Below are 25,581 nucleotides of genomic sequence, written 5' to 3'. Positions count from 1 at the left end.
GCTGGTTATGCACGCGCAAGCGCGCCGAGCACATCGCAGAGATCGTTGACGCGAGGAAGGTCGGCGCTTCGCCAGCGCAGCATCGCGTTGGCATCGAAGCAATAGACCTGCGTGGAATGGTCCGCGATGTTGCCGAGAGGCGTCTTGCTGCCCGACAGCGCCATGCGCATCCGGTCTACATCGCTGAGTGCCGGCGTCGCCGCGTTCCATGCGGGACCGGCACGATAGCGCGCGAGCCAGGCGCGCAATGCCGAGGGTGAATCCGACAGCGGATCGATTCCTACCGACAACAAGTGCACGGAATGACGGGCGCGGATTGCCGGAAGCTGGTCCTGCACGGTGCCGAATAGCACCCCCTGCATGGGACATACCGTGCCGCATCCCGTGTAGACCGTCTGCAGCGCGGTAACGCCCTGGCGCAGCAAGTCGTTCAGCAGGCGTTTCCTGCCGGTCTGATCGACGAGCCATGTATCGTCGAGGCGAACCGGCGGCGTGACGAGGCCCGGTCCGCCATGCTGCGCGAAGGAGACGGGGCACACCGTGCCGAGCGCGAGGGCGGCCATGTCGCGTAGCAGGGCGCGGCGGGTGAACAAGGGAGCAAACGCACGCATACCGGAGTTCCCGCAGTCGGGCATGTCGGAGTCAAGGGGCTCTTGCGTATTGCAATACCATCGGATCAGAGATTAGCAGCCCAAATCGGCAATAAAGCTTCGACGCACGAAATGGATAGGTAGATATGTGCACTTGGCCACATTCGTTTTTGGCGACTGAACAACGGTGTCATCGAGACGAGATTTTCTCGTGGAAAATTGCAGCTTTCGAGACGATCGCCGGCGCGATGAAATCTTGCGAGCCTTATTGGATAATGTTCCCGAAGCAAGTCACTGGTAAGACGCGCTTAATAAAACCGTAATATCCTTGTCTGTCACCGACGCCGGATAGCGCCGCTCGTTGCGCTGTTCTAGGATGAAAGTCGCTTCGGAGCACGACGATTGCTTCATCGATACATCGTCGCCGCTCGACACCGCGTTGCCTGTTCCGGCCCTTCCGGAGAAGGAGACTGCAATGAATGCGCGTTTTTCCGCCTATGCCGCCGCAATCGGCGCCGTGCTGACCGCAATCATCATCGTCGCGTGCAGCGGCGGTGACTCCGGCGGCGATTCGACGGCGGCCGCGAGCAAGACGCCAGCGAGCGTGGCGAATGCAGCGACCCCCAGCAATCCGATGGATGTCGTCACGTGGCACAACGACATCGCCCGAACCGGTCAGCAACTGGCCGAAACGATCCTCACGACGGCGAACGTCCGTTCGAACACTTTCGGCAAGCTCGGCGTGTTTGCCGTCGACGGCCTTGTCGACGCGCAGCCGCTCTTTCTCGCGGGCGTTTCGATCGCGGGCGGCACGCACAACGTGCTGTACGTCGTGACCGAAAACGCCAGCGTCTACGCCTTCGACGCCGACAACGGGACCGTGCTCTGGAACGTGTCGACGCTCGGCAACGGCGAGACGCCGAGCGACGATCACGGCTGCAGTCAGATCACGCCGAAGATCGGTATTACGGCGACGCCGGTGATCGACCGTTCGCGCGGGCCGAATGGCGCGATGTATGTCGTCGGCATGTCGAAGGACGCGTCGGGCGGCTATCACCAGCGCATTCACGCGCTCGACATCGCAACGGGCGCCGAGCTTTTCAACGGTCCCACCGAAATCCGCGCGACCTATCCTGGCACCGGCGCGGGCAGCCAGAACGGCACGCTCACGTTCGATCCGGGCCAGTACGCCGAGCGCGTGGGGCTGCTCCTGCTCAGAGGCACCGTCTATACCGCGTGGACCTCGCATTGCGATTTCATGCCGTACACCGGCTGGGTGATCGGCTACGACGCCAACACGCTGCAGCAGGCGAGCGTGCTGAACGTGACGCCGAACGGCCAGATGGGCGCGATCTGGATGAGCGGCGCGGGACTCGCGTCGGACGGCGAAGCGATCTTTCTGCTCGACGGAAACGGCACGTTCGATCCGACGCAAAACGAGCACGAGATGCCGATCCACGACAATCATGGCAACGGCTTTCTGAGGCTCAACCTGGATCCGCTGCGGGTGCAGGACTACTTTCAGCCGTCGAACACGGTGCAGGAAACGAACGAGGACGAAGATCTCGGCTCGGGCGGCGCGATGGTCTTGCCCAATTTCACCGATGCGAACGGCATCGTGCGATATCTCGCGATCGGCGCGGGCAAGAACTCGACCATCTACGTCGTGAACCGCTTTTCGATGGGCAAGTTCGATTCGAACGGCGATCACATCTATCAGGAACTCGTCGGCCGTATCCGCGGACCGATGTTCGGCGCGCCCGCTTACTTCAACAACACGGTCTATTTCGGCGCGGTACGCGACACACTCAAGGCGTTCACGATTTCGAACGCCTTGCTCTCGCAAACGCCGACGAGCCAGTCGCAGAACACGTTCGGTTTCCCGGGTGCGACGCCCTCCATTTCCGCCAATGGGACGACGAACGGCATCTTGTGGGCGGCGGAGAATGGCACGGTCGGTGTGCTGCGCGCCTACGATGCGACCAACCTCGACCACCAGATCTACAGCAGCAACGACGCCGGCAGCCGCGATCAGTTCGGCCAGGGCAACAAGTTCATCACGCCGATGATCGCGAACGGCAAGGTGTATGTGGGCACGAGGAGCGGGGTCGCCGTGTTCGGGTTGCTGCAGAGATAGCGCAGGATGTGCTCGCTGATACGCGTCGGCGAGCACTATCGAGGATATTCATTGAATAAGGAATGCTTAATCACGATTCGCTATTGACGCTTGAAGCGCGACCGATTATTGAATGAAAGCTGCATCGGCGCGACGCGCACCGCAAAAAGAAGCAGAAGAGGGCGGCGAACATGAAGCGAATCGTTCTGCTTTCCGATGGAACCGGTAATAGTTCCGCCAAAGCTCAAAAGACCAACGTCTGGCGCCTGTTTCAGGCGCTGGATCAGACTGCGCCCGGCCAGTACGTCATGTACGACGATGGCGTCGGCACATCGTCCAACAAGTATCTCGCGCTGCTCGGCGGCGCGTTCGGCTGGGGACTCAAGCGTAACGTCATCGACCTGTACGAGTTCGTCTGCCGCAACTACTCGCCCGGCGATACCGAAATCAGCGGCTTCGGCTTCAGTCGCGGGGCCTTCACGATTCGCGTGCTCGTCGGATTCATTACGCATGAAGGGCTCGTCAGGTTTCGCTCCGACGAGGAACTCCATCGTTATGCGCGGGCTGCCTACCGGCACTATCGTTCGGAACGTCTCAAATCGAGTGTGCTCGTGAAGGCCGCGCGCGGCGTGAGAGATCTGGCGCTGGCCGCGATCACCAAGATACGCGGCCTCGAAAGCTACGAGAAAGTGCGTTCGACGAATATCCGCGGCGGCGATGGCGAGCAGATACCCATTCGCTTTCTCGGTCTGTGGGACACCGTATCGGCATATGGCGTGCCCATCAAGGAACTGAAAAAGGCCATCAGCAAAGCGTTCTGGCCGATGGAGTTCCATGAACTCTCCCTGTCGAGCAATGTTCAGCGTGCCTGCCACGCGCTCTCGCTCGACGACGAGCGCGCGACGTTTCATCCGGTACTCTGGGACGAGAAGCATGAAGCCTTGAATGACGGAAGAATCACGCAAGTCTGGTTCGCGGGAGTGCATTCGAACGTGGGCGGAGGCTATCCTGAAGACCGGCTCTCCTACGTTTCACTTCACTGGATACTGAGTCAGGCGCATGACGCGGGCCTTGCATTCATTCGTGCGGAAATCGACAAGATCGCGCGAATGAAGTCGCCTTATGCGCGCTTATACGACTCGCGCGCCCGCTTCGGCATGTTCTATCGCTACCGTCCGCGCGCGATTCCTGAATGCACGAGAGCCGATAGCAATGGCAAAAGGCACCCCATCCTGCCGATCGTCGACGAGAGCGTGATCTTGCGAATGGCGTTCGGCGGCGATCAGCATATCCCGATTCCGTTGAATGGCGATTTTTGCGTGTTGACGGCCGATGGAAAGCTGAAGCCATTCAAGCATGGCTTGCAATACACGAAGGCGGATTACGACCTTCCGCCATGTCATTGCGCGCCACTGCTCGGCGGAGAGAAGACCGCCGATGACAATACGAAATACACGCTCGACGAGGCGATGGATGCGCTCGATCATCCGGCCAAAGAGGCCGTCGATCTGGTTCAGAACACGGTCTGGTGGCGACAGGTTTTTTACTTGGTCACGTTGTTCTTTACGGTCCTTCTCGTTTGTTTTCCGCTGATCGGCGCATGGTTGTCGCATCGCCTGGATACGTACGAACGATCGAGTGACGTGACCAGGCGAGGGGTCCATTGGCTGGAAGATACCCTCGATACGGTGCTCGTGGCGCTCAAGAATTTGCTGCCCGCCGTGAGCACGCCATGGACGAGAGCATTCGGCGCACATCTCGATGCATTCGCGCTAGTCTCTGTCGGCCTTCTTATTTCTATCCTTGTGGGACGCGTTCTTAGAACACGAGTCAGCGATCGCGTGCGCATCGCGTGGCAAGAAAGAGGTTGGCCGCAATATATGGCGGTGCGGGCGCGCTCCGAGAGTGCCGGTTTGAGGGCGACGATCGTGGCCGCGGGAGCCGCATGGCTACTTGCGGCGATATCCTTTGCAGCACGTCACTTCGAACTTTCTATCTGGCCGATCGCGCTAGTCGCACTCGTACTTACGATCCTGGCGATGCTGCGGTCCCGTCGCGTGACGCAATTGCAGACGATCGTTTCCGATCTGAAAAACACTCAGGAAGCGCTTGCACGCCACAACAACTCGAATGCTCCGCGCGGCGCTTACATCGAAATTCTGAAGGGAAACAAGGCTGCTTCGCTTTCGCTTTGCATCGCGCAGAAACTCAGAATGACCCCATGGCTATGCAAAGGCTATGACCGCCTTCGCAAAGACGTGATTCCATGGGGCTTCGTGGTAATCCTATGCTTGGCCGCACTGTTCGTCGTGAACCGCGCGATCTTCGATAGCCTCAATTCGATCGGATTTGTGTGCGATGAAAAGATCAAGGCCGATGCCGCACCATTCAGCACCGACGAGACCTGCTGGAACTCCGGAATCAGACTGGAGCGCGATGCGCGCTATGAGGTCGTTATCGAAACGCAGGAGCCCTGGTTCGATCTTGCGGGCATCGCAGACGTCGGTGGGTTTGGTTCGCACGGCATCGCTCAGTACGCTTTCTACTTCCTCAAACGCTACTGGTTCGAGGACTGGTTCAAGCCAATCGTCAAGATCGGCAGCATGGGGCGCGATGAGTACGTGCTCGAACCCGTCGCGCCAATGCGCGAGCGAAAGGTGCCCACGATCAAATACGACGGACCGTCGTTAGAGAAAATACCTGACAAAATGGCCAACTCGCTAGCGAGCGAGCACCGCGTTCCCGACGACCGAAACGCGATACGCGCACAATTCACCGCGCGTACAAGCGGCCCCATGTATCTGTTCGTCAACGACGCCGTCATTCCGTGGCCCAAATCGCCGTTCTACAGGAACAATCGAGGGACTGCGAATGTGACGGTTTATCGCCTGTTGCCCGACGGAAGTTCCGTGCAAGTCCCGCCGAATGACGGTAAATGATCGCCGCCCTCTCAGAACCCATAAACCTCCACCGGATTATCGACAAAAACCCGCCTGCGCACCTCATCCCCATCCAGAAGCTGCAACGCCCAATCCAGCAGCCGCGCATCTTCAGGCAAGGGCCGAACGTTCGGATGCGGCCAGTTCGATGCCCACAATCCCCGTTCCGGATAACGCGTCGACAAGTCGCGCACGAGCCACGCGACATCGCCATACGCGGGTGGACCCTCGCGCGAGCTTTCATACGGCGCGGACAGTTTGACCCAGCAGCGCGGCCCATCGAGCAGACGGCACAACGAAGCAAAGCCATCGCTCTGCGCCGTAACAGGCGCGAGAAACTTGCCGAGATGATCGATCACGAGCTTCGACGGCAAGCGCGCGAGCATCGCTTCATGCTGCGGCAGCGTATGGCCGTCGAGTTGAAGATTGATGTTCCAGCCAAGCGGCGCGATGCGCGCCGACATGTCGGCCATCGCATCCCACGGCATCACGCCGCCGGGCAGCATCATGAAACGCACGCCGCGCACGCCGGCATCGTGCAGACGCTGCAACTCGTCATCGCTGACATCGGGCGGCACGACCGCGATGCCGCGCGCGCCTTCGCCGAGCTGTGCGATCGCCGACAGCGTGCAGCGATTGTCGAAGCCATATCCCGTCGGCTGCACGACGATCACACGCGACAGCCCCAGCGCGCGCTGCACGTCGCGATACGCCGATGCCGGCGCGCGCGGCGGCGTGAAGGTCGCGCTTGCGGCGAGCGGATAGCCGTCTTCGTACACGTGGATGTGGCAATCGCACGCGCCATCGAATGTGAGCGGCGTGCTCATCGCGCATCCGCCGATACATCGAAGCGCGTCAGCCTGAAGGCCTGCGCCGCATTCACCGCGCCCGCCGGGACGCGACCTTCAAAGAGCGCCTGGGTTTGCGCGACCGTTTCCATCGACTGATGTTCGATCGCACCCGGCGTCAGCCCGCCCACGTGCGGCGCCGCGATCACGCGCGGATGCGCGGCGAGCGCGGGCGAGGGCATCTGATCCGGCGCGCGGCCCACGTCGAGCGCGCATCCGGCCATGCGGCCGCTTTCGAGCGCATGCAAGAGCGCGGCGTCATCGACCAGTTCGCCGCGCGCGGCGTTGATGAAATACGCATCGGGCTTCATTGCGGCGAAAGTGCGCGCGTTCATCAGGTTCGCGGTCTGCGCGTTGGCGGGCGCGAGGCACACGACGAAATCGGCATCGCCGAGCAAAGCGTCCATGCTCACCTGACGCACGCGCGATTCGTCGATGCGCGTATAAGGATCGGACACGATCACGCGCATGCCGAACGCCAGCGCGAGATCGCACAGATAGCGCGAAATCTGCCCGTAGCCGATCACGCCGAGCGTGCTGCCGCGCAACTCGCGGCCCATCGCCGGCACGGGCGATTCGTGGCGGCGATACGCGGATGCATACGCCGTCGTCGAGCGAGCGAGATCGACCATCGCGCCGATGACCCATTCGGAGACCGCCGGCACGAAACCCGCGCTCGCCTGCGTCACGAGCACGCCGTGCTCGCTCGCGGCATCGACATCGACGGTGCGGATATCGACCGCGCAGCGCACGAACGCGGCGAGCTTCGGCAAGGCGTCGAACAAGGCGCGCGGCGCGGGCGTCTGACGATACGCGATGATCACATCGGCATCGCGCGCGGCATCGGCCAGTTCGGGGATCGTCAGTTCCCGGTCTTCGGTGTTGTAGGCGGCATCGGCGAACGTCGCGAGCAAAGCCGATGCGCGCGCGCCGAAGTAATGATCCAGCATGTGCCGGGGATGACTCACGAATACCTTGTTCATGTCTTCTTCCTGGAGGGTGTCGCCGGCCCCGCGACCGATTCGCGCTCGACGAGCGTGATATCCGTGAACAGCGCCTGCTCCGATGCGGGCATGGGCTCGTCGTGCGGACGCATCACGCGCTCGACCATCGCGGCAGCCATCGCGGGCACGGGAAGCTGAACGGTGGTCAGCGCGGGATTCGAAATTGCCGCGAGAAAGTGCCCGTCCATGCCGACGACGGATACATCTTCCGGCACGCGCAGGCCGGATTCGCGCAGGCCCGCCATCAGGCCGAGCGCCATCAGATCGTTGACGGCGACCACGCCGGTCGGACGTTCGCCGTCCGCCGCGAGCCGGCGCGCGAGGGCGCGGCCGTTCTCCGCGATCATCGAATCGCCGTATTCGTCGACCGGGCCGCTGTCCAGCACATGCGCGCTGTCCGACAAACCCGCTTCTCGCGCCGCGGCCAGAAAGCCGTCGATCTTGTCGCGGCGGCTCATCGTCAGGCCGGTCAGCGTCGCGAACGCGAGGCGTGTGTGGCCGCGCGCAATCAGGTGACGCGTCGCGAGCCGCGCGGCCTCGAAGTTGTCGGGCGTGACGTGATCGACGCGCGTCGTCTCGCCTTCGGTCGCGCGCCGGTCGTAACTCACGACGACCATGCCGCGCTCGGCGGCGGTTTCCAGATGCCGTTCGTTGGCAAGCGATGAAATCACGATCATGCGCCGCACGCCCTGCGAAAACAGATCCTCGAAAAAGGACGCTTCCTTCGCCGGATCGCGATACGTGTTGCCGATCATCACGCGATAGCCGTAGCGCTCCTGCGCGTAGGTCTCGACTTCGCGCGCGATATAGCCGTACATCGGATTGGCGATGGACGGCACCAGCAGCCCGACGAGCGGCGTCTGCCCGGTCTTGAGCTGGCGCGCGAGCGTGCTCGGCCGATACTGCAGCGTGCTCATCGCGGCCTGCACGCGCGCCAGCGTTTCCTGGCGCATCTGATCCGTGCGGCCGTTGAGCACGTTCGACACGGTGCTCACCGACACGCCGGCTTCGCGGGCGACATCCTGAATGGTGCTCATAAGGTTTTGCATCTGCCGGCTACAGGCCGAGCCGGGTCGGCAGCCAAAGTGAAAAGGACGGCACCAGAATCAGCACCACCAGTGCGACGAACAATACCAGCAGATATTTGAGCATAGGCCGCGCCACCGCCTTCATGTCCGTGCCGGTGATCGCGCAGGTCGCGAAGAGGCCGAGACCCACGGGCGGCGCGAAAAGCCCGAGCCCCATCGCGACGACGATCACCGTGCCGAAGTGCAGCGGGTTGATGCCGAGCTGCGTCGCGATCGGCGTGAGCAGCGGACCGAAGATGATGAGCGCGGGCGCGCCTTCCAGCACCGCGCCGAACACGATCATGATGAGCACCGACAGCAGCAGGAACATGGTCGGGCCGTATTGATGCGCGAAGGCGATCATCGAATCGGAGACGAGCGCGGGAATCTGCTCGATGGTCAGCGCGAACGACACGCTCGATGCCGCCGCGACGATGAACAGGATGCTGCTCGCCATCGACGCCGAGCGCACGAACACGCGCGCAATCGACTTCGGCGTAAGCTCGCGAAACGCCAGCCAGCCGACGACGAGCGCATAGACGACCGCGAACGCCGACACTTCCGTCGATGTCGCGATGCCCGACGTTACGCCCTTGCCGATCATCGCGATCATGACGAGCGCGACGAGCGCGCCGCCGGCGAGCGGCAGCCACTTGCGCGGATTGGTCAATGCGGCGGCGAGATCGATGCGGCGGCCGAAGATGACGGCGACGATCGCCAGCGCCACGGCGAGCACGGCTGCCGGCACCACGCCCGCGAGAAACAGCCCCGCGATCGAGATATTCGCGACGAAGCCCATGATGATCATGTTCACGCACGGCGGAATGGTCTCGGCCATCACGGCGCTGCACGCGAGCAGCGCCGCAGCTTCGTTCGGATCTTCCTTGCTCTGGCGCACCGCCGGCATCACCACGCCGCCGACCGCCGCGATATCCGCGAGCTTCGAGCCCGAGACGCCGGAGAAGAACGCCGTCGCCATGATCGTGATGAGGCCGAGGCCGCCGCGCACGCGCCCGAAGAGGCGCAGCAGCAGTTCGATCAGGCGCGACGACATGCCGTTCGTTTCCATCAACAGACCGGCCAGCACGAAGAACGGAATCGCGAGCAACACGAAGTGGTCGGTGCCGGCCATCACCTGCTGCGAATAGACGAGCATCGGCAGGGAGGGTTCGGCGAGGAAGTAGAGCAGCGCCGAGAAGGCGAGCACGAAGCCGATCGGCACGCCGAGCACGAGTCCGCCGATGAAACCGATCGCGAGCAGCGCGCCCGCCTTCACCGCGTGGCCCGGCACGAGCAGGTTCCACGCGTACACGGCGGCGGCGATCAGCGCGCAGCCGATCAGCGTGCCGATCACGGTCTTGCGCGCGCCGTTGAGCGCGTTGGCGAGCCCGAAGACCGCCATGAACACGCTGCCGATCACGAGCGGATACACGTTGATCCACGCGGGCAGGCCGCTCGGCGTCATCTGCCCGTAGGAATCGACGAGCAGCAGGCACGACGACACGCACAGATTGCCCGCGACGCCCGCGATGACCCAGTGCCCCGCATGCACGAGCGCCGGTTGCCAGCGCTTCGGCAGCATGCCGCGAAACAGATCGACGCCGACATGCTGGCTGCGTCCCAGCACGGTCGCGGCGCCGAAGAAGACGAGCACGATCATCAGTGCGCGGGCGACTTCCTCGGCCCAGTCGAACGGATCGTGCAGGAAGTATCGATAGATCACGGAGAGGAACACCACGAGCACATCGGCCGCGAGCACGGCCGCGCACAGATATTCGATGCCGTGCATCAGGCGCACGAGGCCGCGCGCGAGCAGGGTCTCGTGGCCGAAGCCGGGCGCGGCAAGCTGCGCTTCCGGTCCGGGCGTCGCGGAGAAAGTGGTCATGGCGTCCTTGCCTCCCTTAGCCGCGGGCCGTGGCGATGGCCGCGAAAAGCGGCGCGGTCGCGGGATACTGCTTCGAGAAATTCGCGTACAACTGCGTCTGCATTTCCTTGCGCGCGGTGTCGCGGTCGGCCTTCGACATCGGATAGAACGTCATGCCGCGCTTCCTGAGTTCCTGCTCGGCGCTGGCGGCGGTCTGGATGGCCGCGACGCGCTGCTTCACGGTCGCGTCCTGCGCCGCTTTCTGGAATGCGGGGCGCAGGTTTTCGGGAATCTTCGCGAGCGCGCGGCGGCCCATCGCGACGACGAGCGGGCTGAAGACATGCTGCGTTTGCCAGCACGACTTCACGACCTCGTCGTACTTGCTCGCGACGACGGTCGCGCAATCGTGCTCGAAGCCGTCCACCACGCCGGTCTGCGCGGCCATGTACAGCTCGCCGATGGGAATGGGCGTCGGCACCGCGCCCATCAGCTTGAAGGTCTCCATGAAGGCGGGCGTGGGCAGCACGCGCAGCTTCACGCCCTTGATGTCCGCGAGCGATTGCGTCGGCTTCTTCGTGAAGACGTTGCGCGCGCCGAACGAGTAGCCCCACGTGACGACCGAGCAGCCCGCGCGCTGCTGCAGCATGCTGTCGAACGATTTGCCGACGCTGCCGTCCATCGCGCGGCCGACGTGATCGAAGCTGTCGAACACGTAGCCGAGATCGAGCATGCCGAGCTCCGGCAGCACCGTCGCCCAGATCGACGAGCCGGTGACCATCATGTCCACCGCGCCGACCTTCACCTGCTGCACGACGTCGCTTTCCTTGCCGAGCTGGCTGTTCGGAAAATAGTCGATGCGGATCTGGTCGCCCACGCTCGCCTTCAGATTGGCGGCGAGATGCTGATACCAGACGTAGTGCGCGGCGTTTTCGTTCGCGGGCATCGAGGACGACAGCCGCAGCGTGACCGCCGGCTGCGCGCGGACGATAGCGGGCAATCCCGCGCCCGCCGCCGCGAGCGAAGTTGCTGAGACGGTCTGAAGGAACCGTCGCCGGGAAGTCGAATGCATGGTCTGTCTCCTGGATGCCGCGTGAGCGCGCGGGCGAGTTAGCGCGACGCGTGAACGGCGCCGCGTCACTGTATCGATTTAGTGTATCGATACAGTAGAGCAACCAGGAGATTCCGGCAAACGGGTGTAAACCCTTGCCTTCTTGATGACCGATGGAAAGCGCGCGCGTTAGCCGTGCCGCGTGCCAATCTGCGCGATCGCGATGCGCGCGGCCTTGCGCACTTCGGGATCGCCGTCCTGAAGCGCGGCTTCGAGCACGCGCAGCGCGTCGAGGCCGCCAAGCTCGCCGAGCGCGAGCGCCGCTTCCTTGCGCACGTTGCTGATCGGATAGGTGAGCAGTTCGGCGACCGCCTGCGAACTCGCGGCATCGCGCAAACGGCCCAGCGCGCGCGCCGCCTGGAGCGTCACCTGCCAGTAGTCGTCGGCAAGCGCAGCCTCGAGCGCGGCGCGCGCGGGCTTAAGACGCAACTTGCCGAGCGTGGCCGCCGCTTCCTCGCGCACGCGCCATGCTTCGTCGTGCAGCGCTGCGCTCAGCGTGTCGAGCACCGAATCGTCGGTGGCGAAGCCCAATGCGCCGATGGCCGCATGCCGCACATCCGCCGATGCATCGTCGCGCGCAAGCGATGCGAGCTGTGCGAGCGCCTCCGTATGCCGAAGCCAGCCGAGCACGCCGACCGCTTCGCGCCGCACCTGCTCCGATGCGTCGGACAGCGCTTGCTGCGCATGCTCCGCCGCGCCCGGCAGCCGCAACTCCCGCACGCCGCGCAGCAAGGCGGCCCGCGCGAACGGATCGGCGCCGGCGAAATGATGCAGCACACGCGCGCCCGCCGCGGCGTCCTTCAACGCGGTCAGGCTCTCCGCCGCGGCGTCGCGCGTGTCCGGGTCCAGCCGCGCATCCTTGATGGCTTCGCACAGCGCATCGACGACATCCGCCGATTCCCATGCGCCGAGCCGTTGCGCCGCCGTCCGGCGCACGGCGGCGTCGCTGTCGTGACGCAGCGCGTGGATCAGCGCGGGCAGCCACGTTTCGTCTTCGAGCTCGGCCGCTTCGATGACGGCAAGACGGCGCACGGCGGCGTCCGCATCGGCGAGGCGGGCGGCGAGGGCGGCATCGTCGGAATCGGTGAATGGGTCGAAAAGCGGGCTGGCGTGCGTCATGAGGCGGTCTGGATTGAGCGGTTGAATCGAACGCTCGCCGGGGCGTGATCGCCGGCGGCGGGCGTCGCAATGGGTGGATGCCGAAGCAGCGCGAGACAGCGGCGCTTCAGCGCGATGAATTCCGGCTCGGTGACGAGATCGCGCGTGTCGCCTCGCTCGCGCGGGCGCGCGAACGGCACGCGCAGTTCTTCCAGCACGGTGCCTGGGCTTGCGCTCATCACGAGAATGCGGTCCGCGAGAAACAGCGCTTCGTCGATGTCGTGCGTGACGAAGATCACCGTGGGCTTGCGCTCGCTCCAGACATCGAGCAGGAGCGCCTGCATCATCGCGCGCGTTTGCGCGTCGAGCGCGCCGAAGGGCTCGTCCATCAGCAGGATGCGCGGCGCGTTCAGCATCGCGCGGGCGATTTCCGCGCGCTGCTGCATACCGCCCGAGAGTTGCGCGGGATAGCGGTCCGCGAACGCGCCGAGGCCCACGCGCTCCAGCAGCGCGCGCGCCTGGCTGTGCCGCTCGCGCTTGCTCACGCCCTGCATCTTCAGGCCGAACGCGACGTTATCGAGCGTTCTGCGCCACGGCAGCAGCGTGTGTTGCTGGAACACCATGCCGCGTTCGGGATGCGGCCCGTCGATGGGCGCGCCGTCGAGCGTCGCCCGGCCCGCGCTCGTCGCGACGTGGCCCGCGAGCGCGGCGAGCAGCGTGGACTTGCCGCAGCCGGACGGCCCGAGAATGCAGACGAATTCGCCCGCCTCGATGGTCGTGCTCACATCGCGCACGGCGGTGAAGGCGTGCTCTCCATCGCCCAATGTCACGGCGACGTGTTCGAGCGTCACGCGGCCTTGTGTATCGCGTGAAGTCATCGGCGGCTCCCGCTTGCGAGCCACGGCGTGAGCCGCCTTCCCGCGATGCGCACCAGCGCGCTGCTTCCCATGCCGAGCAGGCCGATCAGCAGCATGCCGACGACGACTTGCGGATATTGCTGCACCGTGTACGACTGCCACGTGTAATAGCCGATGCCGAACTGTCCCGAGATCATCTCCGCCGTGACGAGGCAGAACCACGACGTGCCCATGCCGATGGCGAGGCCCGTGACGATGGCGGGCGCGGCGCCCGGCAGCACGACTTCGCGCAGAATCACGAAACGGCTCGCGCCAAGGCTCTTCGCGGACGACACGAGACGCGGCTCGACGCCTTCGACGCCATGTATCGTGCCGAGCAGAATGGGAAAGAACGCGCCGGTGAAGGTGATGAAGATCATCGACATTTCGGACGAAGGAAACATCAGAATGGCGAGCGGAATCCAGGCGACCGCCGGAATCGGGCGCAAGACTTCGAGCGGCGTGAGCAGCGAAAGCCGCGCGAACTGCGAGCGTCCGATCGCGAGCCCGAGCACGATGCCGCTTGCCGCCGCGACGCCGTAACCCGCCGCGATGCGCCGCACGCTGCTCAGCAAGTCAGCGAAGAGCTTGGGCGACTGCGCGAGCTCGACGATGGCCGCGAGCGTTTCGGCGGGCGTCGGCACGTTCTCGAAGGTGATGAAGCCGAGATTCCAGCGATGCGCCGTCGCGAGATGCCAGAGCAGCAGCGTCAGCGCGAGCGACGCCCACTGCACGCCGGCGCGCGTGCCGCGATGACGCAGCAGGGGAGCGGAAGAAACGAGCGTCGCCATGCGTGCCTCAACGATTCGCGAGTGCGGTGGGCTGGCGCGCGGCGGCGAAGTCGAGCACTTGCCCGCCGTGCTGCGCCGCCCATGCCTGCGCGCGATCCTTGAGCAGGAACGCGTTCAACTGGCCGTCGCCGTTCTTTGCGAACCACGCCTGGTTGCCGAGCAGCTTGATGCCGCTTTCGCGATCCTGCGCATAGAACGCGCGCACCTGCCTGCCTTCGCTTTCGAGCTTGCCGAGCTGCTGCAAGGCCTCTTCGGGCGAGGCATAGTTGCGCACCTTCGCCTCGCCGCGCACCCAGATTTGCGCGACGCGGTTCGTCTGCGCGATGGGCTTGCCGGTGAGCGCATCGTTCGCGACGAGCGGCGTTTGCGCGTAGTTGCGCAAGGCGGCCTCATAGTCGAGACGTTCGGCCTTGAATGCGGCGCGCAGATAGCTGTCGTCGATGAACGCGTTCGCGTTCAGATCGCCGTCGGCGCGCTTGAGCAGCTTGAGCGTATCGAACGATGTCTGCACCGCCTTGCGGTATTCGGGCTTCCAGGTGAGATCGCGCGTCTGCAAGCCGAGCGGCCCGTGAAACAGGTAATCGACTTCAGGCTCGATGCCCGTGACCTTCGCAATCAGTTCGCTGTATTTCTCCGGCTCCGCGGTGAGCAGCCGATTCGCTTCGATCACCGCGCGCAGATACGCGACCACGACTTCCGGATACTTCTGCGCGTAGTCCTTTTCGACGAGCGTGCCGTGCAGGGTAGGCGCATCGGCTTGCGAGCCGTCGTAGATCTTGCGCGCGAAGCCGCGATACGGGAACAGTTCGGCGAAGGGCACGAAGTCCGCGTGCGCATCGATCTTGTGCGTCTGCAAGGCGGGTCCGGCCACTTCGGGCGCTTGCGTGACGATGTTCACATCGCGTTCCGGGTCCCAGCCTTGCGCCGCGACCGCGCGCAACAGCATGCCGTGCGAGGTCGAGGCGAACGGCACGGAAATGGTCTTGCCCTTGAGATCGGCGATGGACTGCACCGGCGAATTCACCGGTACCACGATGCCGTTGCCGCTGCCGCGCACGCTGCCCGACAGCACGCTGATGAAGATGCTGTTCTTGCCCGCTTTCTGGTTCGCGACGCCGTTGAGCACGCCGGGAAAATCGGCCATCGAGCCGAAGTCGAGCTTGCCCGCGACCATCTCGTTCGTGATCGGCGCGCCGCTCGTGAAGTTCTTCCATTGAATGTCGTATTGCGCGTCCTTGTACTTGCCGTCATGCGGCAGATACTTGTCGAGCAGATGCAGTTCGCGGATCAGCGAGCCGCCTGCCGCGGTGTTGATCGTCGTGTCCTGCGTGCCAATGGCGACGCGAATGGTTTCGGCCTGCGCATGCGCGCCAAGGAGCGCCATGCCCAGCACGATGCCAGGCGCAAACAACAGCGTTCGTTTCATGATGCGGGTCCTTGTCAGCGAAGTAGATACGGAATGTCGACATGCACGGCGTTGGTCGGGCAATCGCGTTCGCAGGGCATGCAGTACCAGCATTCGTCGAACTTCATGAAGGCCTTGCCGGTGTCGGGATCGATCGCAAGCAGGTCCATCGGACAGACATCGATGCAGACCGTGCAGCCTTTATCGGCGATGCACTTGTCTTCGTCGATCATGACGGGAAGGCTCGTGCGCAAATGCGCTTCGCGAGGAACGAGGGCCATGCAGTCTTCTCCTAGGCGGCGACCGGCTGTTCGGTCGGGCGGGCAAGGCGCAGACGCGAGTAAGCGCCGCGCTCGGTTTCGTCGATGGGAACCACGTAAGGCTCGATGGCCTTCTTGAACGACGTCATGCGTCCCGACGCATCCTTCTTCAGATGCGCGTGGCAGAACCATTCGTCATCGTTTCGCTCGGGAAAATCCACGCGATGGTGATAGAGACCCCACCGGCTCTCAGTGCGATACAGCGATGCGCGTGCGGCCATCTCGGCGCAATCGAGAATCGCGGAGACTTCGGCGGCGCGCATCAGTTCGTGCGCATCGGCGGCGCGCAACTGCGCGAGGTCTTCGCGGATTTCATCGAAGCGTTGCAGGCCGATCTCCATGCGGCGCGTGGCTTTCGGCGGCTGAAGATAGTCGTTGACGAAGCGGCGCAGCTTGTATTCGACCTGCGCGGGCGGCAGGCCTTTATCGCGTTCCAGCGGCGCGAAGACGCGATTGCGTTCCGCTTCGACCTGCGCTACATCGAGCGCTGGCAAGTCGCGGCCTGCGATAGAGGCGGCGGCATCGACGCCCGCGAACCATCCGTAAGTGAACGCGCCGAGCATGTAGTTGTGCGGCACGGCGGCCATGTCGCCCGCTGCATAGAGCCCTTGCACGGAGGTGCGCGCGTGTTCATCGACCCATACGCCCGATGCGCTATGTCCGCTGCACAGGCCGATTTCGGAGATGTGCATTTCGACCATGCGCGTGCGATAGTCGTTGCCGCGCCGTGCATGAAAGCGTCCGCGGCTCGGGCGTTCGTTCGTGTGCAGGATCGTTTCGATCGTTTGAATCGTTTCTTCTGCGAGATGGTCGAGCTTGAGAAACACCGGACCGTTGCCGCTCTGGAGTTCCTGATAGAACTCCCACATCATCTGGCCGCTCCAGTAATCGCATTCGATGAAGCGCTCGCCCTTGCCGTTCGCCGTATAGCCGCCGAGCGGGCCCGTCACGTAGGCGCAGGCAGGGCCGTTGTAGTCCTTGATCAGCGGATTGATCTGGAAGCATTCGAGATTCGCCAGTTCCGCGCCCGCGTGATAGGCCATCGCATAGCCGTCGCCGGCGTTGGTCGGGTTCTCGTACGTGCCCATCAGATAGCCGGATGCGGGCAGGCCCAGCCGGCCGGCCGCGCCGCAGCAGAGAATCACGGCCTTCGCGCGAATCACGTAGAAGTCCGCGCTGCGGCAATCGAAGCCCATCACGCCGGCGATTTCACCGTTCGCGCCGGTCAGAAGGCGCGTGGCGACGACGCGATTCGTGATCTCGACGCGCGTGCGCTTCAGTTGCCGGTAGAGCACCTTCTTGACGTCGTGGCCTTCGGGCATCGGCAGCACATAGGCGCCCATGTGATGCACCTTGCGCACGGCGTAGTCGCCCGTCGGGTCTTTCTCGAACTTCACGCCCCAGCGATCGAGCTCCTCGATGGTCGTGAAGCTATGCTTCGCATACGCGTAGATCGTGGCCTGATTGACGATGCCGTCGTTCGCCACGGTAATTTCCTTGACGTACTGCTCGGGCGTCGCGTGACCGGGGATGATGGCGTTGTTCAGGCCGTCCATGCCCATCGAGATCGCGCCGCTGCGTTTGACGTGCGCTTTATCGATGAGCAAGACGCGCAGGCTCGGGTCGTGCTGCTTCGCCTTGATGGCGGCCATCGGTCCGGCAGTGCCGCCGCCGACCACGACGATGTCGTATTCGAGTTCGTGTGTCTGCATGCTCGTGAGGACGTGACGCCGCACCGAGCGGGAGTGCATCGGCTGGCTGGCGTATCTTGTTATGACAAGTTAGGACCAGATTGTAGGAGCCGATGCGAAGGCGGGGAATCAATCGTTTCTGCTTTGCTTTTGCCTGCGTCGAATAATGCGAAGCCGGCGCTCAGGCGCGCCGCCGCCGCGTCGCGCTCGCGGCATGCGCGCGATCGATGCGCAGCCGGTACTGGAAGGTGTCGCCGCGAAAATACAGGTACTCGAAGTCGATGGGCTGTCCGTCGGCATCGTGCGTGAGGCGCTCGATGCGCAGCAGCGGTTCGCCCGCGCCGATGGCGAGCGCACGCGCGATGCCGGGCTTGGCCGCGACGGCATCGATGGCGAGGTCCGCGCTGCCGAGCGGCAGGCCGCAGTCGTTTTCGAGGATGAGGAAGATATCGCGCGTCACGAGATCCGCGCGTTCGAGCTGACGGCCGAACGGCTCCGGCAAGTACGTTATTTCATACGAAACCGGCGAGCGGTTGAGCAGGCGCACGCGATGGATCTCGGCGACCTGCGTGCGCTCCGCCAGCGACAGGCGCGCGGCCACTTCGGCGGGCGCGGGCACGAAGCGGAACTTCACGACACGGTTGATGATCTCGTGGCCGCTGCGCGACATCGCCTCGGCGAAGCCTTGCAGCGACGTGATGTTCTGGAAGGCCTTCGGCTGCGAGACGAACGAGCCTTTGCCGTGCACCTTGAAGATGAGCCCTTCTTTCTGCAGGTCGCCGAGTGCCTGACGAATCGTGATCCGGCTGACGTCGAACATCGCCTGCAATTCGCTCTCGGACGGCATGCGGCTGTGCGGTGGATAGCGGCCATCGAGAATGCCCGAGCGCAGCGCATCCTTGATCTGGGTATAGAGCGGAACGTGCGAGTCGGGGGAAACGGAAGGGCGGGGCGGCGTCATGGATGGCTGCGGCGCGCGGGCTCGAAGCGAGCTCGCGCGTGATTTGAATTACGCGGATTATAGCCACGCGCGCGGGCGGCTAGTCGAGCCGTTCGCGCGTGGTGAGGCCGCTCACCGCGTCCCACTGTGCGGGCTTCATTCTCTGCAGCAACACGCCGATGATCCACATATGCCCTTCAGGATCCTTCGCGCGATACGTCCGCTCGCCGTAGAACTGCGTTTCCGGTTCCATGAGGATCGACGCGCCCGCGGCGCGCGCGTGCTCGCAATGCGCATCGATGTCTTCGCCTTCCGCAAGCTGAACATGGACCGATTGCGTGTTCTTGCCGTCGATGGAGCGCGGGCTGCGATGATCGTCGCTCCATTCCCGGCCGATCATGACGACCGAATCGCCGAAGGTCATTTCGCCGTGCACGAATTCGTCGGCGGCATCGAGGATCACGAAAAGCGGCTTGAAACCGAACGCCGCCTCGAGAAAGCGAAACGCGGACTTGGGATCGCGATAGGAGAGCGCACTGGACAAACCTTTATTGCGGATAAGTTCGTTCATGGCGATTCGCTCCCGATCGATGCTTCAACGCGTTACATAAAGCTGTCCAGCGCCTTCGCGAACCTGGCGACTGCGGCATCGACGTCATGCAGTTTGTCCAGCCCGAACAGGCCGATACGGAAGGTCTTGAAGTCGTCCGGCTCGTCGCATTGGAGCGGCACCCCCGCCGCGATCTGCAGGCCGGCATCGGCGAATTTCTTGCCGGAACGGATGCCGTCGTCGTCCGTGTAGCAGACCACCACGCCCGGCGCCTCGAAGCCCGCGGCCGCCACGCTCTTGAAGCCCTTTTCGGCCAGCAGCGCGCGAATGCGCTTGCCGAGTTCGAGTTGCTCGGCCTGCACTTTGTCGAAGCCGTAGGCCTGGGTTTCCTTGATGACGTCGCGCAGTGTCGCGAGGCTGTCCGTGGGCATCGTGGCGTGGTATGCGAACCCGCCGCTTTCGTAGGTTTCCATGATCTGCAGCCATTTGCGCAGATCGCAGGCGAAACTCGTGCTGGTGGTCGTTTCGATTCTTTCGCGGGCGAGGGCGCCGAGCATGACCAGACCGCAGCAGGGCGACGCGCTCCAGCCCTTCTGCGGCGCGCTGATGAGGATATCGATACCGCTCGCCTGCATGTCCACCCAGACGGTTCCGGAGGCGATGCAGTCCAGCACGAACATTCCGCCGACGGCGTGCACCGCATCCGACACCGCGCGCAAATAAGCATCGGGCAGCATCATGCCGGAAGCGGTTTCGACATGCGGCGCGAACACCAGATCGGGCTTCTGCTCCTTGATCGCCGCGACCACTTCGTCGATGGGCGGCGGCACATAGGCGGCCTGCCTGCCTTGGGCGGCCGGGCGCGCCTTCAGTACGATGGATTCGGATGGAATGCCGCCCATGTCGAAAATCTGCGACCAGCGAAAGCTGAACCAGCCGTTGCGGATGACCAGGCACTTCTTGTTCGTCGCGAACTGCCGCGCAACGGCTTCCATGCCGAAGGTCCCGCTGCCGGGCACGACGATGACCGATTTCGCGTGGTAGACCTCTTTGAGGGCGTCGGAGATATCGCGCATGACGCCTTGAAACAGCCGCGACATGTGATTGATCGACCGGTCTGTGTAGACGACCGAATATTCGAGGAGCCCCTCGCGGTCGACATCGGGAAGTAATCCTGGCACGCTCGCCTCCTGTGATGGACGGATGTAACGATCGAAGAAACACTATTTGTCCGTAAGCCTTGAAGCATAGCGGATAAAGGCTTAACGAGCGTGCTCAAGGGACACAACGCCGTTCGATAGGTCGCAACGGGTTGGAAATTTGCGCGTAGCGCTCTGCTGACTCGGAGGCGTGCAGGGAGAGTTCCTGGGATAGGCGCACCCTGGTTCGCTGTAGTGTCATCGCGCTGCAAGGTCCGCGGCCTCGGGTACGGCCGATGAGCGCGACGGCGACAGGCTCGGGCGGACTTCGACAGGACGAAGTCGATTGTCAGTCAACGAGACTGTCCTGCATATACCGCTCAGGCTCGAAGCGCATGCCCGTCACCGGCACGTCCTGCGCCGATTGTCCGAGCCAGGTCGTCCAGCCCAATTGCTGCGGCCCGCCCAACGAGGCGGGCGGCGCGCTTTGCGCACGAATGCGCAGGTCCAGTTCCCAGTCGAACTCATAGCCATAGAACCGACGCACCCAATCCACCAGCGGCGGCAGGTTCTTGCCGCGGGGCGTGAAGGCCAGGAAATCATCGATTTCGAGCGGCCCCATCACGATGCGGAAGCGATACTGACGGTCGGGAACCTGTTCGCCCAGCATCGCGCCCGCCCCCATGATCGTGGTGGCGCGCCCTTGCCCCAGACGGCTGCGTTCGTGTTCCGTCATCTCGATCCAGTGAAACACATATTCGTCGATGGCCACGGCGACACCGAAGTACCGCTCCAGGGTCATGCGCAGACCATCGGGATCGCGCGATTCGCGTAACAAGTGAGCGGAGGCGGCGAGCTGCGGGTGAATGGGCAACGCGCGCTGGTCAAGTTCAGCCGGATCATGACCGCCCAGTGAGCCGATGTAGAACGAGAAACGCTCCGCACCTGCGCCGGGCCGATCCAGTCCCGCGGTCGACTGTGCGTTGGCCCAGGCCCGATACAGCAGCGACATGGACCGATGATGAAACACATCCAGAAAGGCGACCAGTGTTGAATCGTGGCGCACTTCCTCGCGCTCGCGCGCGATCTCCGTCACGTGAATGGGCAAGGGGCCGTTCGGTCCCAGCATCCCGAGACCGAGCAGGCGCACGCGCAGCCGGCCATTGATCCGATCCACGCTTCCTATCTCGCGCGGAGCGAAGGTGAGGCTCGGCTGCTGGCCCAGTCGAAACGGCTCCGTGCGCGGCCGTTTAGCTGTGCCGATGGAATCGAGCTCGGGGGCTGCGCCGAGTCGGCGCATGAGCGGCAGAAAGCCGTAAGTCCACGGCTGGGTCTGCAGACGCTCGATGGTCTCAGGCGACAGCGCTTTGTCATGCAACCTCGAAGTCAGTGCTGCCCGTTCCATCAACGATCGTCCATGCGAAGCCAGGGAGGGAATTAGACCACGGCGGCATTTCAAACGTCCATCCTCAATGCCCATTCCTTGACGGCCTGTGATGGGCAGGGAAGTGCTCGAATGAAATTAGGATTTCTCTGTTTGTACAAACGTTAGCTAACAAATATAAAGTCACCCATCGTCTGTCATGGGGCAGGCATCCGCCGATCGAGCAAGGGATGACATAAGCACGATGGATTCAGATTTCCTGACGCTCTACAACCAGGAGGCTGTGTACATGCGCGAACTCGCCGGCGAGTTCGCGAGGCTCTATCCCAAGATCGGCCGTCGCCTGGGAATGCAGGTCGAAGGCGACATTGGCGATGCATATGTCGAGAAGCTGATCGAATCCTTCAGCTTCGTTGCCGCGCGCACGCAGTCGAAGCTCAACGGCGCATTCCCGGCATTCACCGGGCCGCTGCTCGAAACGATCTATCCGAACTTCAATGCGCCCACGCCCGCTGTGGCGGTGGCCCGGTTCTATCCGGGGCAGTTCGAGGGTAAGGCGGGGGCGGGCTTCAGGATCGCGCGCGGCACGACGTTCACGAGCGCGGTGCTGCCGGGCGAGCAGTCTCAATGCGTGTTCGTGAGCAGTCAGGATGTCACGCTGTATCCGCTCGAAATCGTCAGCGCGCAGTTCACCGGCATCCCGGCCATTCCCTCGCTCGAACGACGCCTGCCCGAGCACAGCCAGATCAAGGGCGCCTTGCGGCTCAGGCTGCGCGCAGGCGACTGCGATATCAGCAGCTTGCAGGATCTGGACCGTCTGCCCATCTATCTCACGGGCGATGAGGCGCTCGCCTCGCGGCTGTTCGAGTTGCTGCATGTGGCCGCGCTTGCGACCGTGATCGGCGAGCCAGGGCAGTTAGGCCAGGGCGACGCATCGTTTCATGTGGTCACGCGCGAGGCCGTCGTGCACGAAGCGTTGGAACCGGATCAGGGTCTGCTGCCGCTGAACTGGTCCAAGTTCAACGGTCTCAATCTGATTCAGGAAGCCTTCAGTTTCGCGAATCGATTCTATTTCTTCACCCTCACGGGACTGGGCCGCGGCCTGCGTGAGATCGCGGAACGCGAGGTCGAGATCGTCGTGCTGCTCAGCCAGTCGGCTCATGAGTTGGCCGATCAGGTCGATGCCAGTCATTTCAGTTTGTTCTGCACGCCTGTCATCAATCTCTTTCCGCTGGAAATTGATTCGCTGGAGTTGTCCACGCAGAAGCTGCGCGTTCAGGCCGATCACGAACTGCTGATGCGTCCCGCGCCGCTGCTGCCGATGGACTATGAAGTGTTCCGGATCGATCGTCTCTGCGGCCATCTCGAAGCGAACTCCGAGAAGCTGGAGTTCAAGCCGCGCTATCACGCGCTCAATCACGACGAGGGCAGTCACGGGCGTTACTACACGATACGGCGCGCCGAACGCGAGGAGACCGACCCCACGCGGCGTTACGGTAACCGGTACTACGCTTACGCCAACCAAAGCGATGCAGCAGCCGACGGACGAGGTTTTGTCAGGAACGCCTGGGTCACCCTGACCACCGATAGCGACTGGGTCGCACGCGGATGGCAGGCGTACGACGACAAGGACTTGAATGGCGCGGACGATGCATTCATTGAAGATGATGACGCGGTCATGCGGAAGATTCTCGATGCCGCGCATAAATCCACCGCTGCGCTGAATCTGGATGACTTGCACAGCGAGGGCGTGGACGCGATTCTGCGTAACGTTGCCGTTCGCTTTCATACGGAATGGGATAGTGACGTTGCAACAAAGCGCTATCAAAAATTGAAGACCGGCGAACACCCGCCGTTGCCTCAATTCACCGATGCGCAGTTCAGTGCGTTCATACAGGACTCCGGCAAGCAACAGTTCTGGGGCGATGCGCGCGTTCGAACGGATGGTGTGAATGGTCCGGCGCTTACGCCTCTCGATTCGCGCATGAAGCCACAGAACTGGCATTTCCACCCGATCGGTTTTTTGGCGCAGATGCGCGAATGCCTGACGACGGATGCAGCGTTGTCGGAAGAAGCGTTTGAAACGGAAATCCGCCGCAACTGGATCACGGGTCTGAAGTTCATCGAGAAGCGCCTGGAGCAAATTGAGCCGTGGAAAAATCCGAACAACCTATTGCCCTCGCCACCGGCACAGTTACCGGTAGTTCTTCGCGAATATGCAACTACGCATGCTATCCAGAATCGCCGGCACACGACGTTTTGGGAGAACTTCATCTATTGGTTCGGCGTCGATCCCAACACGATTGTCACGCCGGAGACGAATAACCTGCCACGCGACGCCGCGCCCGCCGGCCATCATGTGTACGTCTACATGAAGGGCATGAGAGATGCGTTCAAACACATTTCCATGCAGCAAGTGCTCAAAGCCGCGCTTGGATTTGAAGCGGGCGCCTATGTATGGCAAGGACGTCGCCCCGAGCGGCCTCCGGTTCCAGCGCAAGGCCAATTCCAGATGGAGTGCGTGAACATCGCGTGCCAGCATGGACTGTTCTTCAAACGGTTTGTTCGCACGGATCCTGTGGATCAGAACAGGATGCAGGTTCAACTGCATGAGATATCGCATATGGTGGGCACGACGTGCTCGGATGACAAGAAAGTCACGCTGCCCGACGGAACGGTCGATCCGCGAGGATTCAAGAATTCAACGGCGTATGGAGCGGAGGCTGCGCGAGTCCTGGCGGAGTTCCATCCGGAACACGCATTGGCGAATGCGGAAAACGTGGCATTTTTTATTGTGAGCGCGAAAGATGAGGTTGCGGGAGATGGGAAAAATAATCCGAATGTCAGGCAACAAGCTTAAAGGTAGCCAGCAGGCTATTGCGCGGTGGGTCTTCGTTGCGTTTGCAGCGTGTTCGTCTGCCGCAATGGCAAGTGCAACCTCTCAGATCGGTGATGGAAATAACACTATGAGCAGCAACGCGTCTTCTAACAATTCCGCCAATCAGACCGGCATTCCCGATGGTCGTATCAACTGGATGAAGAATCCGCTGATTACTCGTATTGGATTTATTGATGCGAAAGTCAGGCAGAACAGCATCAAATTGCGCTATTCGCTCTCGTTGGAGAATCCGACTGCTTCGGAGGTGAAGGGAACTGGAAAGTCGACTCCAGATGAAGATCCTATTAGACTGTACTCCGAAGGAAATAAGATCGATCTGCGTGCTCCTCGGAATTCAGGTGGTCTTATGGCAAGCAAAGTTCCGCCTCGTGATGACGAGATCAAGCAATATCGGTTTGTTATGAAAGGTCGCGAAACATGGACAGGGGATATTCCAGCGCAGTTCTCAATCGAAAGCAGTCAGCTTCTTCCCGGCACGCATATCTACGAAATCGTCTACTGGCAGAACCAGCTTGACTGGATCGATGTTCGGGAAATGCTACAGCGATCGGACGCTCAAGGCCCGGGCCGCATGGTCTATCCGCTAACCGACAATGCCCCGTCCAATCGCCTGTACTTCAAGGTCTACAAGCCAACCGAGGAAGAAGCGGCGAAGGGCCACCAGATCGAATTCCTGGGCGAAGTCGATGCGAAAACGCAGGTTCCGGCGCTTCCGTACGCCCGCCCCGGTGACTATTCCCCGAAGACCGGCTACTGGCAGGCAGTGGGGGAGACCATCGACAAGATCGGCGGCTACCACGAAGTGTTTGTCAAGGAAGGCAATTCGATGCCGAATCTGCCCGGCAAGGTTGGCGTCGATCCATTCAGCTTCAGATGGAAGTACGTCGGCGAGCAATCCATGGCATCGGGTCGCCAATCTAATTGAGGAAACT

The 25,581-nt window shown here is 62.7% G+C and carries 20 protein-coding genes; 4 read left to right on the top strand and 16 right to left on the bottom strand.

What is annotated here, in order from left to right; genetic code table 11:
* Nucleotides 1-5 precede the first annotated feature (5 nt).
* Nucleotides 6-611, bottom strand: a complete 606-nt coding sequence (locus LY284_RS25880) for an SCO family protein (protein WP_233388805.1) — start codon at nucleotides 609-611, stop codon at nucleotides 6-8.
* Between the two features lie 454 nt (nucleotides 612-1,065).
* On the opposite strand from LY284_RS25880, the gene LY284_RS25875 reads away from it, so the two are divergent.
* Together LY284_RS25875 and LY284_RS25870 are read left to right on the top strand one after the other, a co-directional pair.
* The gene (locus tag LY284_RS25875) at nucleotides 1,066-2,727 is read left to right on the top strand and encodes a PQQ-binding-like beta-propeller repeat protein (RefSeq protein WP_053572149.1); all 1,662 of its coding nucleotides are present in this window, start codon (nucleotides 1,066-1,068) and stop codon (nucleotides 2,725-2,727) included.
* Nucleotides 2,728-2,897: 170 nt separating this feature from the next.
* Nucleotides 2,898-5,645 carry a DUF2235 domain-containing protein gene (locus tag LY284_RS25870; RefSeq protein WP_233388804.1) on the top strand — a complete coding sequence of 916 codons (2,748 nt, stop codon included), beginning with the start codon at nucleotides 2,898-2,900 and terminating at the stop codon, nucleotides 5,643-5,645.
* An 11-nt stretch (nucleotides 5,646-5,656) separates the two neighbouring features.
* On the opposite strand, the gene LY284_RS25865 is transcribed toward LY284_RS25870, so the two are convergent.
* The 15 genes from LY284_RS25865 to tssG all read right to left on the bottom strand — a co-directional run bounded on the left by LY284_RS25865 (nucleotide 5,657) and on the right by tssG (nucleotide 21,771).
* Nucleotides 5,657-6,472, bottom strand: coding sequence for an amidohydrolase (locus LY284_RS25865; protein WP_233388802.1), 816 nt, complete (start codon nucleotides 6,470-6,472; stop codon nucleotides 5,657-5,659).
* Nucleotides 6,469-7,476 (bottom strand): hydroxyacid dehydrogenase, encoded by a 1,008-nt coding sequence (locus LY284_RS25860; RefSeq protein ID WP_233388800.1) that lies wholly within the window; start codon nucleotides 7,474-7,476, stop codon nucleotides 6,469-6,471. The genes LY284_RS25865 and LY284_RS25860 overlap by 4 nt, the downstream gene beginning before the upstream one ends.
* Entirely contained in the window at nucleotides 7,473-8,534 is a 1,062-nt protein-coding gene (locus tag LY284_RS25855; protein ID WP_233388798.1) for a LacI family DNA-binding transcriptional regulator, read from the bottom strand. Before LY284_RS25855 ends, LY284_RS25860 begins: the two co-directional genes overlap by 4 nt.
* A 19-nt stretch (nucleotides 8,535-8,553) precedes the next feature.
* A complete protein-coding gene (locus LY284_RS25850; RefSeq protein WP_233388796.1) occupies nucleotides 8,554-10,449 on the bottom strand; it encodes a TRAP transporter large permease subunit in 1,896 nt (631 codons plus the stop codon).
* Nucleotides 10,450-10,465: 16 nt separating this feature from the next.
* Nucleotides 10,466-11,497 carry a TRAP transporter substrate-binding protein gene (locus LY284_RS25845; protein WP_233388794.1) on the bottom strand — a complete coding sequence of 344 codons (1,032 nt, stop codon included), beginning with the start codon at nucleotides 11,495-11,497 and terminating at the stop codon, nucleotides 10,466-10,468.
* A 168-nt stretch (nucleotides 11,498-11,665) separates the two neighbouring features.
* The gene (locus LY284_RS25840) at nucleotides 11,666-12,655 is read right to left on the bottom strand and encodes a HEAT repeat domain-containing protein (RefSeq protein WP_233388792.1); all 990 of its coding nucleotides are present in this window, start codon (nucleotides 12,653-12,655) and stop codon (nucleotides 11,666-11,668) included.
* Nucleotides 12,652-13,512 (bottom strand): ABC transporter ATP-binding protein, encoded by an 861-nt coding sequence (locus LY284_RS25835; protein WP_233388790.1) that lies wholly within the window; start codon nucleotides 13,510-13,512, stop codon nucleotides 12,652-12,654. The genes LY284_RS25840 and LY284_RS25835 overlap by 4 nt, the downstream gene beginning before the upstream one ends.
* Nucleotides 13,509-14,321, bottom strand: a complete 813-nt coding sequence (locus tag LY284_RS25830; RefSeq protein WP_233388788.1) for an ABC transporter permease — start codon at nucleotides 14,319-14,321, stop codon at nucleotides 13,509-13,511. Before LY284_RS25830 ends, LY284_RS25835 begins: the two co-directional genes overlap by 4 nt.
* Before the next feature lie 7 nt (nucleotides 14,322-14,328).
* A complete protein-coding gene (locus LY284_RS25825) occupies nucleotides 14,329-15,747 on the bottom strand; it encodes an ABC transporter substrate-binding protein (protein WP_233388786.1) in 1,419 nt (472 codons plus the stop codon).
* A gap of 14 nt (nucleotides 15,748-15,761) precedes the next feature.
* A complete protein-coding gene (locus LY284_RS25820; RefSeq protein WP_014251881.1) occupies nucleotides 15,762-16,007 on the bottom strand; it encodes a ferredoxin family protein in 246 nt (81 codons plus the stop codon).
* 11 nt (nucleotides 16,008-16,018) lie between these two features.
* On the bottom strand, nucleotides 16,019-17,758 hold the full coding sequence (locus LY284_RS25815; protein WP_053571976.1) for a fumarate reductase/succinate dehydrogenase flavoprotein subunit: 1,740 nt from the start codon (nucleotides 17,756-17,758) through the stop codon (nucleotides 16,019-16,021).
* A gap of 160 nt (nucleotides 17,759-17,918) precedes the next feature.
* Nucleotides 17,919-18,698 carry a GntR family transcriptional regulator gene (locus LY284_RS25810; RefSeq protein ID WP_053571977.1) on the bottom strand — a complete coding sequence of 260 codons (780 nt, stop codon included), beginning with the start codon at nucleotides 18,696-18,698 and terminating at the stop codon, nucleotides 17,919-17,921.
* 79 nt (nucleotides 18,699-18,777) lie between these two features.
* On the bottom strand, nucleotides 18,778-19,248 hold the full coding sequence (locus LY284_RS25805; protein WP_233388784.1) for a VOC family protein: 471 nt from the start codon (nucleotides 19,246-19,248) through the stop codon (nucleotides 18,778-18,780).
* Nucleotides 19,249-19,280: 32 nt separating this feature from the next.
* Nucleotides 19,281-20,408 carry an aminotransferase class V-fold PLP-dependent enzyme gene (locus LY284_RS25800; protein WP_233388783.1) on the bottom strand — a complete coding sequence of 376 codons (1,128 nt, stop codon included), beginning with the start codon at nucleotides 20,406-20,408 and terminating at the stop codon, nucleotides 19,281-19,283.
* Between the two features lie 307 nt (nucleotides 20,409-20,715).
* Nucleotides 20,716-21,771, bottom strand: a complete 1,056-nt coding sequence (tssG, locus tag LY284_RS25795) for a type VI secretion system baseplate subunit TssG (RefSeq protein ID WP_233390949.1) — start codon at nucleotides 21,769-21,771, stop codon at nucleotides 20,716-20,718.
* A gap of 178 nt (nucleotides 21,772-21,949) precedes the next feature.
* Here tssG and tssF point away from each other — a divergent pair, with 178 nt between their 5' ends.
* Both tssF and LY284_RS25785 read left to right on the top strand, forming a co-directional pair.
* Nucleotides 21,950-24,610, top strand: a complete 2,661-nt coding sequence (gene tssF, locus LY284_RS25790; protein ID WP_309243214.1) for a type VI secretion system baseplate subunit TssF — start codon at nucleotides 21,950-21,952, stop codon at nucleotides 24,608-24,610.
* Nucleotides 24,591-25,574, top strand: a complete 984-nt coding sequence (locus tag LY284_RS25785) for a hypothetical protein (protein WP_233388778.1) — start codon at nucleotides 24,591-24,593, stop codon at nucleotides 25,572-25,574. Before tssF ends, LY284_RS25785 begins: the two co-directional genes overlap by 20 nt.
* Nucleotides 25,575-25,581: the final 7 nt, after the last annotated feature.

Origin of the sequence: Caballeronia sp. PC1, from assembly GCF_021353155.1 — a bacterium.
In the GTDB taxonomy this organism is placed as follows: domain Bacteria; phylum Pseudomonadota; class Gammaproteobacteria; order Burkholderiales; family Burkholderiaceae; genus Caballeronia; species Caballeronia cordobensis.
The sequence above is the reverse complement of the archived record's forward strand: the minus strand, read 5'-3'. Positions and strand labels throughout refer to the sequence as shown.